The 14,654-nt window shown below is 56.8% G+C and carries 12 protein-coding genes; 5 read left to right on the plus strand and 7 right to left on the minus strand.

The features are described 5' to 3' along the window. Positions 1-4 precede the first annotated feature (4 nt). The 6 genes from ACFSKT_RS17580 to ACFSKT_RS17605 form a co-directional block, all read right to left on the minus strand. Positions 5-898, minus strand: coding sequence for a carbohydrate ABC transporter permease (locus ACFSKT_RS17580; RefSeq protein WP_377719683.1), 894 nt, complete (start codon positions 896-898; stop codon positions 5-7). 120 nt (positions 899-1,018) lie between these two features. Continuing rightward, positions 1,019-2,338, minus strand: a complete 1,320-nt coding sequence (locus ACFSKT_RS17585; RefSeq protein WP_377719682.1) for an ABC transporter substrate-binding protein — start codon at positions 2,336-2,338, stop codon at positions 1,019-1,021. 141 nt (positions 2,339-2,479) lie between these two features. After that, positions 2,480-4,045, minus strand: coding sequence for a response regulator transcription factor (locus ACFSKT_RS17590; RefSeq protein ID WP_377719681.1), 1,566 nt, complete (start codon positions 4,043-4,045; stop codon positions 2,480-2,482). Further along, a complete protein-coding gene (locus ACFSKT_RS17595) occupies positions 4,038-5,798 on the minus strand; it encodes a cache domain-containing sensor histidine kinase (protein WP_377719680.1) in 1,761 nt (586 codons plus the stop codon). Before ACFSKT_RS17595 ends, ACFSKT_RS17590 begins: the two co-directional genes overlap by 8 nt. Before the next feature lie 538 nt (positions 5,799-6,336). Beyond that, positions 6,337-7,827 (minus strand): L-arabinose isomerase, encoded by a 1,491-nt coding sequence (araA, locus tag ACFSKT_RS17600; RefSeq protein ID WP_377719679.1) that lies wholly within the window; start codon positions 7,825-7,827, stop codon positions 6,337-6,339. Between the two features lie 228 nt (positions 7,828-8,055). After that, entirely contained in the window at positions 8,056-8,247 is a 192-nt protein-coding gene (locus tag ACFSKT_RS17605) for a hypothetical protein (protein ID WP_148931223.1), read from the minus strand. Between the two features lie 146 nt (positions 8,248-8,393). On the opposite strand from ACFSKT_RS17605, the gene ACFSKT_RS17610 reads away from it, so the two are divergent. After that, positions 8,394-8,720 carry a helix-turn-helix domain-containing protein gene (locus ACFSKT_RS17610; RefSeq protein ID WP_377719678.1) on the plus strand — a complete coding sequence of 109 codons (327 nt, stop codon included), beginning with the start codon at positions 8,394-8,396 and terminating at the stop codon, positions 8,718-8,720. Between the two features lie 3 nt (positions 8,721-8,723). Here ACFSKT_RS17610 and ACFSKT_RS17615 read toward each other — a convergent pair whose 3' ends face one another. Then, complete coding sequence (locus tag ACFSKT_RS17615) at positions 8,724-10,835, minus strand: sensor histidine kinase (protein ID WP_377719677.1); 2,112 nt, start codon at positions 10,833-10,835, stop codon at positions 8,724-8,726. A gap of 114 nt (positions 10,836-10,949) precedes the next feature. Between ACFSKT_RS17615 and ACFSKT_RS17620 the strand changes: the two genes are divergently transcribed. From ACFSKT_RS17620 to ACFSKT_RS17635, 4 genes are read left to right on the plus strand one after another with little or no spacing between them, the layout of a single operon-like run. Next, complete coding sequence (locus tag ACFSKT_RS17620) at positions 10,950-11,675, plus strand: response regulator (RefSeq protein ID WP_377719676.1); 726 nt, start codon at positions 10,950-10,952, stop codon at positions 11,673-11,675. Next, positions 11,662-12,528, plus strand: coding sequence for a class I SAM-dependent methyltransferase (locus ACFSKT_RS17625; protein ID WP_377719675.1), 867 nt, complete (start codon positions 11,662-11,664; stop codon positions 12,526-12,528). The genes ACFSKT_RS17620 and ACFSKT_RS17625 overlap by 14 nt, the downstream gene beginning before the upstream one ends. Position 12,529: 1 nt before the next feature. Further along, entirely contained in the window at positions 12,530-13,291 is a 762-nt protein-coding gene (locus ACFSKT_RS17630) for an RluA family pseudouridine synthase (RefSeq protein WP_377719674.1), read from the plus strand. Then, positions 13,285-14,601 carry a CapA family protein gene (locus ACFSKT_RS17635; RefSeq protein ID WP_377719673.1) on the plus strand — a complete coding sequence of 439 codons (1,317 nt, stop codon included), beginning with the start codon at positions 13,285-13,287 and terminating at the stop codon, positions 14,599-14,601. Before ACFSKT_RS17630 ends, ACFSKT_RS17635 begins: the two co-directional genes overlap by 7 nt. Positions 14,602-14,654: the final 53 nt, after the last annotated feature.

The following is a 14,654-nucleotide window of genomic DNA, read 5'->3' on the forward strand; positions in this document are numbered from 1 at the left end:
GGCGTTAGCCCTCCTTCGATTCGTAATGAACCCAGAATTTCGAGGTGGCGAACAGAATCGCCGTGAAGATCGCGACGATGATCAGCATGACCCACGCCATCGCGGACGCATAACCCATATCGAAGTACACGAAGCCTTGACGGAACAGATACAGCGAATAGAGCAGCGTACCGTCGAGCGGGCCGCCTTCCCCCTTGGAGATAATGTACGCCGGCGTAAACGTCAGGAAGGCTCCGATCGTCTGCAGAATCGTATTGAAGAGCACGATCGGCGTCAGCATCGGCAGCGTAATGCTGAAGAACCGGCGCACCGCGCCCGCGCCGTCGACGCCCGCCGCCTCGTACAGCTCGCTTGGGATGTTTTTCAGACCGGCCAGGAAAATGAGCATCGAGGAACCGAACTGCCAGACGGACAGCGAGATGAGCATCCACAGCGCCGCGAACGGCTCGGCGAACCAGCGCACGCTGTCCACGCCGAAGAAATTCAGCAGGCCGTTGATGATGCCCTCATCGCCGTAAATGTTGCGCCACATGATGGAGACCGCGACACTGCCGCCGATAATCGAGGGCAAATAATAGATGGTGCGATATACGCCGACCGCTTTGGCTGCCGTATTGAGCAGCATAGCGATCGCGAGGGCGAAAGCGAGCCGCAGCGGAACGCCCATGAACACGTAGATGAGCGTCACCTTCAGCGACTGCCAGTATTTGCTGTCCTCAAAAAACATTTCCTTGTAGTTGTCCAGCCCGATCCAACGGGGCGATGTGAACAAATCGTAGCTCGTGAACGATAGATACAGCGACACGCAGGACGGTATGAGAATAAAGACGAGAAAACCGATAACAAACGGACTAATAAAGGCATAACCGGTCAGCTGGTTTTTCCAGGCGACTCGCATGCTACCACTCCCAATCCCAGATTCTGACCTTCTCTGAACCGATTTTTAGGTATGGGAAAGAGAGCGGCCCGCCCCGATGACCGGCCGCCCTAATCCCTTTATGCGATTTGCTATCATGCGTTATTTGTTCTTCGCCAAGATCGCGTTCGCTTCTTTGCGGAATTGCTTCGCCGCTTCTTCCACCGACAGCTTCTGGAAGTCCATTTGCTCGCCCAAACTGGAGAAGAGCTTGATGATTTCGGCCGTGCCGACCGGATCCGGCGGATCCATCGGGCTGCTGTTCTCCTGCGCCCACGTGACATAGTCGAATACTTGCACCTGCGCCGGATCCAGCGTCGGCTTGATCGCATCCGCCACCGTGCTGTTGACCGGCACGCCGCGGTCGCCTTTGATCAGCTTGTTCGCTTCGACGTTGTTCACCCAGAAGTCGATGAATTTCGCCGCTTCTTCTTTGTTCTCCGAATTTTTGGATACCGAGAAATACATGGACGGCTTCAGGTAGAGACCTTCTTTGCGGCCCGGACCCGGCATATGCGCCATCTCCAGCGGACGGTTCGCCACCTGCTGGATCGCGACGAACTGGTTCGTCCACTGCCAGATGCCGACCTGCTTGTTCTTGACCATCATGTCGTCTTCGAGCCCTTTGATTTGCGCTTTGACGTCCGGCGGCGGCGTATGGCCGTCCTTGACCAGATTCGCGAGCGGCCCGAAGAAGTCGATGAACAGCTGGTCATCCTCGTAACCGAGCGCCGTGCCTTCCGCGTTGTACAAATGCTGGCCTTTCGAACGCAGATAGTAGCCGAAGAATACTTCCGGACGGAAGCCGTTGTCGAAATAAAGCCCCGCGTCCTTCGCTTTGCTGGCCATCGCGAAGTAATCGTCCCACGTCCAATCTTCGCCCGGCTTTTCGACGCCAAGCTTTTTCAGCAGCTCGGGATCGTATTGGAAGTTAATCGTGTTGACGCCGATGTTGAAGCCGTAGAGCTTATCGCCCAGCTTGCCGCCGGAGATCGAGTTATCCGAAATGTTCGTCGTATCGATGCCATTGCCCAGATAAGGCGTCAAATCCTCCAGCTGACCCTTCTGGCCGTATTGCGCCAGGTAGGAAATGTCCATCTGCACGATGTCCGGCAGTTCGTTCGCCGCCGCTTGCGGCGCAAGCTTCTTCCAGTAGTCGTCGAAGTTGGCGTATTCCGGCTCGATTTTCACGTTCGGATGTTCCTTCTCGTACATTTCGATGACCTTCAGCGTGTAGTCGTGCCGAGGCTGCGACCCCCACCAGGCCATGCGGAGCGTGACCGGCTTCGACGAGTCCGCCCCTCCGGAATTCGCATCCGCTCCATTGTTCGGCGCGTTCGATCCCGTATTGTTGCCGTTGCCGCAAGCGGCCAATGAAACGACGAGCGAAGCCGCCACCAAGAGCGTCGAAAGCTTCTTCATCTAACGATCCCCTTTCATGCATGCGCTTGAATGTTAACCCTTACATTTACAATTGTAGCCGGGCGTAAGCGCTTGCGGAATGCAAAAAACCGCTCCCGTTGTTTAAAAAACAGAGGTTTCGACACCGGTTTTTTGACACCTCTACACGGGCGAGCGTTTATACTCCGACGGCGACACGCCCGTATATTTCTTGAAGACCTGGGAGAAATACTGCGGATTATCGCCAAAACCGAGCCGTTCCGCCAACTCGAAAACGCGAACGTCGTCCGCCTCATCGATGAGGGCGATCGCCTGCTCCATTCGTCTTTTCATGACATAAGAGGAGAATTTGTCGCCGATCTCCTTCTTGAACAGCTTCCCGAGATAATCCGCGTTCATATACAGCACTTCGCTGGCTACCCAATGGAGGGACAGCTGCGGATTCGCGAGATTCGACTCGATCACCTCCAGCATCCGCCGGATCATGTCGGAATACTTATGCCGGTACCGTTCGAAATTGAAGGTGCACGCCTCCTTAGCCGCGGCGTACATGAATTCGCGCACCGCATGCAGCGTGTCCATGCCTTCCAGCTTGCCGAGGGAGGTCAGCCAATCCTTCATTCGGTTCGGATCGCCTTGCCGGGCGACCGCGACGTAGACCGGGATAAGGTATGACTTGGTCATCGTCGTGTCCATCCGCTGCTGCGCGAGCGAATCGAACAACGCGGCCAATTCGGCTTCCGTCTCGCTCCATCGGCCGGATTTGACGAGCAGGCATAACCGCTCCTCGTCATAAAGGAACGTCTCCGGCGTCGGCTGATCCGCGTAATCGGCCAAGTCCTGCTTCATGATCAGCGTGCCTTCTCCTACATAGAAACGGTGTTCGAGACAAGCCAGCGTATCGCGGTACATCCTTCTCGCGCCCGTAATATCGCCCGGATCGCTTAGCGCGGACGTAACTTCCCTTTTATAAAAGCCTTTGAACGTGCGCGCGATGTCGGCGATGCTTGCGCGCAGCCGGTCCATCTCCGCAGGGCTCGGCACGAGCAGCAGCACCTGTTTGCCGATGGTCGCCCCGAGCAGCGGCGGTTCCTCCGCGAGCAGATCCTGCGCGATGTTCAGCAGCGCGAACAAGTGCTCGTATTCCACATCGCCCTCGACCTGCATCAGGAGCAGACAGACCGGCTCGCTGCCCAGCGTCAGGCCGAACAATCGCGCATATTCGTCCCAGTCCCGTTTGCCGTAGGTTTTGTTCGTCACCAATTCCTTCAGGAACTGCGCCTTCGCATGCGGGATGACTTTGTTCAGCTCGGTCTCCATGCCTGCCAAAAACTGGTCGCGCCCCTTGCGCTTGTCCAGCTCGCGAACGATATCCCGAAGCGACTGCGCGATCGTCTCCTCGTTGCACGGCTTGAGCAAATAATGCTTAACCCCGAACCGCATCGCCTTGCGCGCATAATCGAAATCCCCGAAGCCGGAGAGGATGATGAACGCCGGCGCGTCATCTTCGTTTTCCGTCACCTTCTCGACGAGTTGCAAGCCGTCCATGCCCGGCATCCGGATATCGGTGATGACGATATCCGGCCGATCGCGTTCGATCTCTGCCAGCGCCTCCACGCCGTTCCTCGCCGTACCCGCCAATCTCGTGCCCGTCCCCTCCCAATCCACGATCGCGGATATGCCTTCCAAAATAATGCGTTCATCGTCTACCAGCAGCACCTTATACATGCTCATCCCTCCGCTCATACGGCAGCGCCATCGTAATCGTCGTGCCGGCGCCGCGTTCGCTATTCACTTGTAATCCATACCTGTCGCCGAACAAAAGCTTAATTCGTTCGTCGATATTCCGCATACCCACGCCCGACCCTTTCGGCCGAACCTCGCCCGTCTTCAACCTTGCCAGCATCCCAACGTCCATCCCCGGTCCTGTATCCTCCACGACGACGAACAATTGGTCGCCTTCATGCCATGCGCGGATGCGAATGCGGCATGGTTCCAGTATCTGTTCGACTCCGTAATTCACCGCATTCTCGACAAGCGGCTGCAGCGAAAGCTTCGGAATCCTCGTCGTCAAATATTCGTCCGGCACGTCCAGCTGGAAGTCCAGCCGCTCCTCGAAGCGGATCCGCTGAATCGTGACATAGTGGGACACGATATCCAGCTCGTCCTTCAGCTGGATGAGCGGCTCCTTGATATTGATCGAGCTGCGCAGCAGGAAGCCAAGCGACTCCACCATTTGCGAGATGGGCCGCTGTCCGTTCATTTTGGCCGTCCAGTTAATCGTCTCCAGCGTGTTGTACAGGAAGTGCGGGTTGATTTGGGCCTGTAACGCCTGGAATTCGCTCTCCTTGATCGCCAGCTGCTTGACGTAATTCTCTCGGATCAAATCATCGATGCGCTGAACCATCATGCGGAAGTTCCGATGCAGCTGACCGGCCTCGTCCATCGGAATTTGCCTGTCGTCTTCGTTCTCCCACGCGTCGAAATGGCCGAGCTGCACCCGTTTCATCTTCAGATTCAATCGTTCGATCGGACCCGTGATGCCTTTGGAGAACCGGAACGACAAGATAACCGCCATGACGAACAACGCCCCGAGCAGCACCACCACTGCGCGCTTGACAACGGCGACCCGTTCGAAGATCGTATCGTACGGAATGAGCGTCATGTACGTCCAATTCGTATTCGAAGACGGAACATACGCGACGAAATACCGATTACCGTCGATACGGGCCGTCGTATACCCTTGTTTGCCCGCGATGAAACCGCTCAGCTCCTGCTCTTCGCCTGTTTCAAGCACGGGGAAGATGGAGTGACCGTCTTTCAGAATATAGAGCTCCATATTCTCAAGGCCGCCTGCCTTGTTCAAATAATCGTGAAACAGCCCTTCCATATCGATGCGCACGGTCATGACGCCAAGCGGCGCCAGCTCCAATTCCTGATAGGAACGAATGAGCCGCGCCGAGCTCAGCGTACGGTCTTCCTCGTCCGGCAAAATCCAGGTGTTGCCTCCTTTATTGGGCGCCGATTCCTTCTTCAGCATCCGGATGCGCTCGGGCGACGATGTGACCAGCTTCGTCCCCGCCGCATACTCTTTGCCGTAATAATCGGTCATCTGGATCGACAGCACGTATTTCTCCATGCCCCCGATCTCCAGCATCCGTGTCTGAATATAGTCGGCAATGACGAAGCGGTCGTACTCCGTCCCCGCCTGCTTGATTTTGTTCAAATACGACTGCAGCGTGCCGTCGGTCGCCAGCCGATAAGACAGGCGCTCCATCTTCTGCAGCTCGCCCTCGATGCCCGCCGCCGTAAGTCCAAGCGATTGTGCCGACTGCCGATAGAGCTCCTCGTCGTACTTCTCGAAGGCGTACTGCTGCACGATCAGCATCAGCAAGCAGACGAGCAGCATGACCGCCGTGATGAGCACGATTAATTTGTATTTGATGCGAAGATTCATGTAAAGCGCTTTCAACTTGACCAATGAGCCGTCCCCTCTCTGCCTTATATCCCGCGCCCGCGAAACGTACCGCGTTCATTATACATGAAATGTACGTACAAGAGGAGGTGCCAATGGGCCGACTCGACGGAAATAAGAAGGGCTCCGCCCCTGTGACCCCGTTTTTGTTGCTCCCTCCTCCCACCTCCTCCGCCGAGGAGGCCCCAAAGGACTTCGCCCTCTGGACTCCCTATTTCGTGCTTGCGCGTTTGTTCGCGGTCGGCGGGTTGCTTCGAGCTGGCACGCATTTGTCCTTGCGGACAAAGCTTCATGCATATGGGGAGAGAATCTTTTCGAGACATCTGGAAGTGCAGTATCTTGCTATCCTGTTCTGACCTTCGCTTTCGTCCGTTCTCGCCGACACGCTTTACTTTATCCGCGAGCCTGAATCTATCATAGTTCTATAACAATAAAAAAAACGTCCCGGAACTGAGCCGGGACGTGCTAATAATCGCCAGTGCGGTGCTGCATAAAGCTTCACTTGATGTTCCATACCGATCGCATAGCGAAAGCGTATCGCCGATTAGCGCATCCGCCAGTACATGTCGTTCAGGCGAAGCTCATTGCGGAACGCATTCACTTGCGTCGCGTTGTCGATGATGACGACTTCGATGCCGGCCATCTCCGCCCAGTCGATGAGCTGCTCGGCCGTAATCGCGTACGAGAGCACCGTATGGTGCGCGCCGCCGGCGTGGATCCAAGCTTCCGCCGAGACGTTAAGCGATGGCTGCGGCTTCCAGAGCACGCGCGCGACCGGAAGGTTCGGCATGTCGCGATCCGGCTGCACCGCGTCGACGACGTTGACGATCAGACGGAACCGGTGGCCCAGGTCGATCAGCGACGCATTCACCGCTTGGCCGCTGCGGCCGTCGAAGATCATGCGCGCAGGATCGGCTTTGCCGCCGATGCCGAGCGGATGGACTTCCAGACGCGGACGGTTCGCCGCGATCGTCGGACAGACCTCCAGCATGTGGGCGCCGAGAATCATTTCGTTGCCTGGCTCGAAGTGGTACGTGTAGTCTTCCATGAACGATGTCAGCTTGTTGCCGGCCATCACTTTCATCAGGCGCGTCAAGGCTGCCGTCTTCCAGTCGCCTTCGCCGCCAAAGCCGTAGCCCTGCTCCATCAAGCGCTGTACAGCGAGACCTGGGAGCTGCTTCATGCCGTGCAGATCCTCGAACGTCGTCGTGAACGCCGTAAAGCCGCCTTCTTCCAAGAACGACTTCATGCCAAGCTCGATACGGGCCTGTTCGCGGATCGACTCCCAACGGTCCGCGTCGTTGCGGATCTCGGGCGCGATATCGTACGACTTCTCGTACTCGGCTGCCAGCGCGTCGACGTCCGCTTCCGAGAACGTCGCCATGCGCGCGACGAGATCGCCGATGCCATAGCCATTGATCGACCAGCCGAATTTGATTTGCGCTTCGACTTTGTCGCCTTCGGTAACGGCGACTTGGCGCATGTTATCGCCGAAACGAGCGACTTTCAGCGTGCGGCTCTCGACGGCTGCCACCGCGGTGCGCATCCAGCCTGCGATGCGGCCTCTCGCCTCGGCGTCTTCCCAATAGCCGACGACGACTTTGCGCGCGACGTTCATTCGAGCGCCGATGAAGCCGTATTCGCGGTCGCCGTGCGCCGATTGGTTCGTATTCATGAAATCCATGTCGATGCTATCCCATGGAATATCGCGGTTGAATTGCGTATGCAGGTGAAGAAGCGGCTTGCGCAGCTGGGAGAGACCGGCGATCCACATTTTAGCAGGCGAGAACGTATGCATCCATGTAATGATGCCCGCACAATTCTCGTCGGCATTCGCGGCCGCGAGCACGCTCGTAATTTCATCCGGCGTCGTCACGACTTGCTTGAACGCGACCGGGAACGGAATCGACTCGTCGCGATCGAGACCTTGTGCGATTACTTTCGAATGCTCCGCGACTTCAAGAAGCGTCTCGGGACCGTACAAATGCTGGCTGCCCGTCACGAACCAAAACTGATAAGGTTTTACGGTTAACATGGCATAATCTCCTCCTAATAAGTACAACTTGTACGAACAATTGAAATAGTTGTTTGTTGCACGTCTGTTGATCACCGCGGTTGTTATAACCACTATCGGACATTCGTCCATTCAAACCATCAACTTGTACGTACAACTGGATGAGTTCATTGTACGACTTCGTCCGTACTTTTTCAAGAAGAATCTTCATGTTAGTTTCGCGACAGCCAATCAGGACTTTGGGACTAGTTATTTTTCCGCTTGCAGCCGATACGTTTCTTTACAAAACGTACATGCGAACACGACGCCATCTTCGCCGCGGCGCAGCGTCAACCGGTCGTCATCCTCCGATTCTAACCATTGTCTTCCATGTTCGTCACGGTCGCCAAACGCATGAAAATCAACGCGATTGCCGCATTCGCACGTAAATACCAGAATCATGGCGCATATCCGCCCTTTCTTTACATAATTTCCTTGTACGTACTTGACATTGATACACTCTGTATCATAAATTACTAGTAGTAGAGTATTACGCCCGCCGAATCACCAGGTCTAGCACTCAGTACAGAGCGTAAGGAGAAATTAACATGACGATGGGAGATCGTTTAAGAGAGCTGCGGCTGCGAAAGAACATTTCGCAGGAAGAAGTGGCAAAGCAAATCGGCATTACCCGTTCGGCTTACAGCCACTATGAGATCAACAATCGTCAGCCGGTTTACGAAACATTGAAGAAGCTGGCCGTCTTGTTCAATGTTTCGCTGGATTACATTATTGGCGGCGAGCAACCGACTAAACCTGACACCCAGATGATGCCCGAAGCACTTGAAATCATTCGGATTCTGAACAGCATGGATCAGGACAAACGCAAGCAGTCGATCGACCGCATGATGGCCGTCATCCGCCAAGCGGAGTAACCGCTACCAATCCGTTACCGGCAGCGAAAGCCATATCGTCGTTCCAACGCCGGGCTCGCTTTCGGCGCCTATGGTGCCATTGTGCGCCTCGACGATTTCCTTGGCGATCGCCAGTCCGAGACCGCTGCCGCCGTCCGCCGAATTGCGCGCGGCATCCTTCTTGTAGAACCGGTCGAAAATAAAGGGCAGATGCGTCGCTTCGATGCCTTCTCCCGTGTCGGTCACCTTTACGACCGCTTCATTGGCCGTTTGCCTAAAAGAAAAGGAAAGCGTTATCTTGCCGCTCGGCGCCGTATATTTGACCGCATTATAAATGAGATTGGCCATCACCCGCTCCATGCGCTGCTGGTCCAGTCGAAGCGTAATGCGGTCCGGATGCACGGTCTTCCCTTCCTCGTCCGTCTCTGCGACCTCTTCAAACCGGCATTCGAAGCTTATTCCTCTTGTCCGTACATCCATCTCATACTGCTCTCTTAACGATCCCATCCAACTTTCCATCGTCACTTCCGTATAATGCATCCTCAGTTGTCCCGATTCGAGCCGCGTCAGCTCGAACAAATCCTGAATGAGCCTACTTAAGCCCATTACTTTGCCGAGCATCATCCGTACGTACCGGTTTTGCTGCTCCTCCGTGTTCACGACGCCGTCCCGCATCGCCTCCAAGTAACCTTGAAGCAGCGTGATCGGCGTCCGCAGATCGTGGGAGATATTCGTCATCAGCTGCCGGCGCGAGGCTTCCGACCTGGCGAGTTCCCGGTTGGAGCAGGCTAGCGATTCGTTCGCGCTTCGCAGCTCCTCGGTTCGCTCCGCGATCCGCTCCTCCAAATACATGTTCAGCTCGCGAAGCTCGGCAGACGCCTGCTCTACCCCGCGCAGCGCGTTCGAGAAGCGGCTGGATATAATGAACGACTGCATGAGCATAAAGAAGAACAATCCGATCGGCACCAGCTGTGTGCGAACGAGCATTTCATTGTAGAACAAAATGTCGTTTAGGATCGTAGCCACGAACACCGCGACCCCGACCAAAATAAAGCCCGCGCCTTCACGTTTCCTGAATAACGCCCGCCACAGCACGAGCAGAATGTACAGACTGCCTAATACGACGAACAACTGGATCGCGCCGACGGTTTTGGAATAGACGATCGCCGGCGTCGCCAGCACGAACACGCCAATGGCCATGCCGATGCCGATGACGACCGGTCCGACCCGCCGGTGCATTTCTCTCGGGAACAAGCCGCCGATGTACAGGATGCCCGTCGCCGCGCTGAACGCGAACGAGATATACTCGATCTTCATCGCGGCCTCCCAATTGATGCCTGGGAACATCTGAATCAGGTACATATTGCCGGTCACGCTCGTGCGGGCCGCCACGAACAAGCAGAGCAAGCCGAAATACAGCGTGAATCTCTCTTGACGGCGAAACGCGTACAAGCCCAGATGGAACAGCCCTATGATGACCAGACTGCCGAGAATGGTCATCTCCTGGATCGTTGTCCGCATCTGGCTCTTGGTGATCGCATCGTTCGTCCCCATTCTCAGATCAACCCAGATTCCGCCCTTCCGGTGCTGAAAGTTAGATACCTGTACGGTCAGCTGCAGCTCGCTGCGGTCACCATCGAGCGTAATAATGCGCGGCTGCTGCCTCGCATCGGAATCGGCCCGGCTGCGACCGACTTCGCCTTCGCTCGCGAGCATCCTGCCGTCGACCCACAGCTTGTACGCACTGAAGATGTTCGGCACGCGAATCGCCAGCAGCCTGTCGCTTGGCGTCAGCAGCACCTTTAGCCGGTAGGTGGCATACCCTTGGCCGCTCTGCAGCCCGAACGATGCCGGATAGCTGTTCCACGACTGCGGCACGGCCGCGTACGCGACGGCAGATTCGGGTTGATACGCGGATTCTACCGGGCCGAGCAGCCGATGGTCGAACAACGCCCATTCACCCGACAGATTGAGGCTGCCCTGGTCTAGGAATGACCAGTTTCTAAGGTCGATGACGCCTTCCTTGGCTACCGGCCGCGTGACGGCGGGCTCTGCCGCGCATCCGGATACCAGTGTTTGGATCAATGCGAGAATGAACAAAATAAGACAAATGCGGCGAATAGGTCTTCCCTCCATAAAAATCGTTCGTTGCTAGGTACTCCTTCCATTCGCTATAATAAGCGATGAAGCAGGACTATAGGCGCTTACATGCCTGCGCCGGTCGGAATGGCCCTGGGGAGGAAAACTGGAATGAACGGAAACAGAATATTGGTTGTCGATGACGAGCCGGACATTACCGAGCTGATAACCCTTTATTTGGAGAAGGACGGTTTTGACGTAAACTCGGCGGATAACGGGGAAGACGCGCTTCGGCTGGCCCAGACGGTCAAGCCGGATTTGATCATTCTGGACATCCAGCTCAAAAGCTTGGACGGCATCGAGGTGTGCAAACGCATCCGGAATGAATCCGGCGTCCCCATTTTATTCCTAAGCTGCATGAGCGACGATACCGACATTATACACGGTCTGGAAGTCGGCGGCGACGATTATATCACGAAACCATTTAGCCCGAGCCAATTGGTGGCGCGGGTCAAGGCGCATTTGCGCCGCCAATCCAATCCGGATTGGCGCCCGGAGCGCAAGCATGGCGACGTGCTCGCTATGGACGGACTCGTCATCGATATGATGGGCCGCACGGTCCGCGTGCAAGAGACGGAAGTGAATCTATCCGCCAAAGAGTACGACCTTCTGCTCTGCCTGGCGCAATCGCCGAACCGGGCGTTCCCGCTCGACGAGCTGTACAATCTCGTCTGGGGCGCCGACAGCATGGGCGACACGCGAACGCTGATGGTGCACGTCAGCAACCTGCGCAAAAAAATCGAGCCGGATCCGGCCAACCCGACCTACATCGTGACTGTGCGGGGCGTCGGGTATAAATTTCAACACAAGGAAGGAATTTCGCATGTATATCGCTGATCAATGGAACGACTACGAGCTGCTTGACACCGGGGAAGGAGATAAGCTGGAGCGCTGGGGGAACTACGTCCTTCGGCGCCCGGACCCGCAGGTCATCTGGCCAATCGTCCATGATTCCGCGCGCTGGCGCAATGCCGATGGCCATTACCACCGCAGCTCTTCCGGCGGCGGACAATGGGAGTTCCGCACGAAGATGCCGGATCGCTGGACCATCGGATACAAAGAGCTTAAGTTTCACATTCGTCCCACCAGCTTCAAGCATACCGGCCTCTTCCCCGAGCAAGCGGTCAACTGGAGCTGGATGATGGATAAAATCCGCAATGCGGACCGTCCAATCCGGGTACTGAACCTGTTCGCATACACGGGCGGCGCTACCGTCGCGGCTGCGGCCGCAGGCGCCGAAGTGTGCCATGTTGACGCGGCCAAAGGGATGGTCCAGTGGGCGAAAGAGAACGCGCAGCTGTCGGGCTTGGAGAATCACCCGATCCGTTACATTACCGACGACGTATTTAAATTCGTGCAGCGCGAGCAGCGCCGCGGCCGTCAATACGACGCGATTATCATGGATCCCCCCTCTTACGGACGCGGGCCGAACGGCGAAATGTGGAAGCTTGAAGAGAATTTGTTCCCGTTCCTCGAATTTTGTACGACAATCTTGTCGCCAAATCCGCTCTTCGTGCTCGTGAACTCGTATACGACCGGATTGTCCCACTCGGTGCTTCACAACCTGCTGCATCTGACGGTCGGACGCAAGTTCGGCGGAACGATCAATTGCGGCGAAATCGGATTGCCGATCACGGCTAGCGGCTTGCACCTGCCGTGCGGAATCCTGGGTCGCTGGGAGGCGAAATAAAATGAACGCGGACAAGCATCGGGAGGCGGCAGCGCCTCTCCTTCCCGTTCTTTACGAGGACAATCATCTGCTGGTCGTGCTCAAAACGCCGGGCATCTTGTCGCAGGCGGACGATACGGGCGAGCCGGATATGGTCACGCTGCTGAAGGACGACTTGAAGGTCCGCTATAACAAGCCCGGCAATGTATTTGTCGGGCTTGTCCATCGTTTGGACCGCCCAGTGGGCGGCGTCATGGTATTCGCGAAGACCTCGAAAGCAGCCTCAAGGCTTTCGGAGTCGGTCCGATCGCGCAATTTCGAGAAAATGTACGTGGCGCTCGTCCACGGCATGCCACCCAAGCCGAGCGCGACGCTCCGCCATTATTTGAGCAAAGACGCCGCACGCAATATCGTGACGGTGCATGAGCGTCCTACGGCGGATGCCAAAGAGGCCGTACTCGATTACCAGGTTGCCGCCTCTCACGGCGGGTTGTCCCTCGTCGTCGTTCGGCTGCACACCGGAAGGCCGCACCAAATCCGGGCGCAAATGGCCCATCTTGGATGCCCGCTCGTATACGACCGTAAATACGGTGCGCCGCCAGCGAAGGGCGAACGCGACCTCGCGCTGTGGTCCGCCTCGGTCGGCGTCCATCATCCGGTCTCGAAGGAATGGCTCGCTTTTCGCGCCCTGCCGCCTCGCAACGAGCCATGGGCCCAGTTCCCGGATGAAGCTTGGCGGCGCGCCGAATCGATGCTTGCGGCGGATAAAGGCAGCGCATGGTAAAGCCGATGCGCGCCGCCTTATGCTTCATCGCGTTCCTCGCCATCCTGCTGTCCGGTTGTTCGCTTGACGAACGTTCGCCCGGAAGCGAAACACAGGAAACCGGTCAGAACCGTAACGGCGATTCGGGGACCGAGGAGCTCCCGGTTCCGGAGAACGACAACGCGTCATCCCCGGACGACGCGAGCGGCGAAACGAACACCAACGTCCCCGCACCTGTCGAAGAACCAACCGAGCCGATTGCGCCGCCAACGAACGCGACCTGGGTCGCGGCGGGCGACGTGATGATGCATATGCCGCAGCTTCCGGCTTACTACGACGCCAAAACCAAGCGATACGACTTCTCGCCTTACTTCGAATCCGTTCGCGCCATTATTAGCGAAGGGGACTGGTCGCTCGCCAACCTGGAGACACCCATTGCGGGGAAGGCGCTCGGTTATTCCGGCTTTCCGATGTTCAATGCCCCGACTGAGCTGGCGGAAGCGCTTCGCGAAGCCGGTTTCACGATCGTGACGAACGCGAACAACCACTCGCTTGACCGCGGCGCGGAAGGCATCAGCCGAACGCTCGCCGCCTTGGAGGCGCAGCAGCTCGTCACGAAAGGCACATACCGCTCGAAGGCCGAGGCCGAGAAGCTGACGATCGTGGAGAAGAAAGGCATTCGCATGGGGCTGCTCGCATATACCTATGGCACGAACGGCATCCCGCTGCCGGACGCCATGCCGTATGCCGTGGATTTGATCGACGAGCAGAAGATGCTTGGCGACATCGCGAAGCTGAAGGAAGCCGGTGCCGACTTTATTACGGTCGCCCTTCATTTCGGCACCGAATACCAGACCTCCCCGTCCGATGAACAGATGAAGCTCGCGCGCAAGCTGATCGCACACGGCGCGGATATTATAGCCGGCGCGCATCCGCACGTCGTTCAGCCTTATGAGATGGTCGAGGTTACGGAACAAGACGGCACGATCCGCAAAGGACTCGTCATCTATTCCATGGGCAATTTCATCTCGAATCAACGCGGCGGAACGAAGGATTATGGATTGCTGATGAAGGTCGGTATCCGCAAGGACCATGCCACCGGCAAGACGACGATCCAAGAAGTCGAACCGATCCCGACTTGGGTGTACCGGTACAAAACAGGCAAAGTGAACCATTATCGCATCGTCCCGCTCGGCGAGACGATCGCCGAACGTTCGATTCCCGATCTCTCCCGCGCCGAATATGACGCTCTGGCGCGCGGGAAGGCAACGATAGACCAACGACTAGCTTCGATGTCCGCCGCGCCTGTGACGGTGCCTGCAGCGCCTTAGGATGCCATGCGGCAGATTCGATTGACGTCTCGATTTAGCTCGACATGGTTTTA

It is taken from the genome of Paenibacillus xanthanilyticus (genome assembly GCF_042682185.1).
In the GTDB taxonomy this organism is placed as follows: Bacteria; Bacillota; Bacilli; order Paenibacillales; family Paenibacillaceae; genus Paenibacillus_Z; species Paenibacillus_Z xanthanilyticus.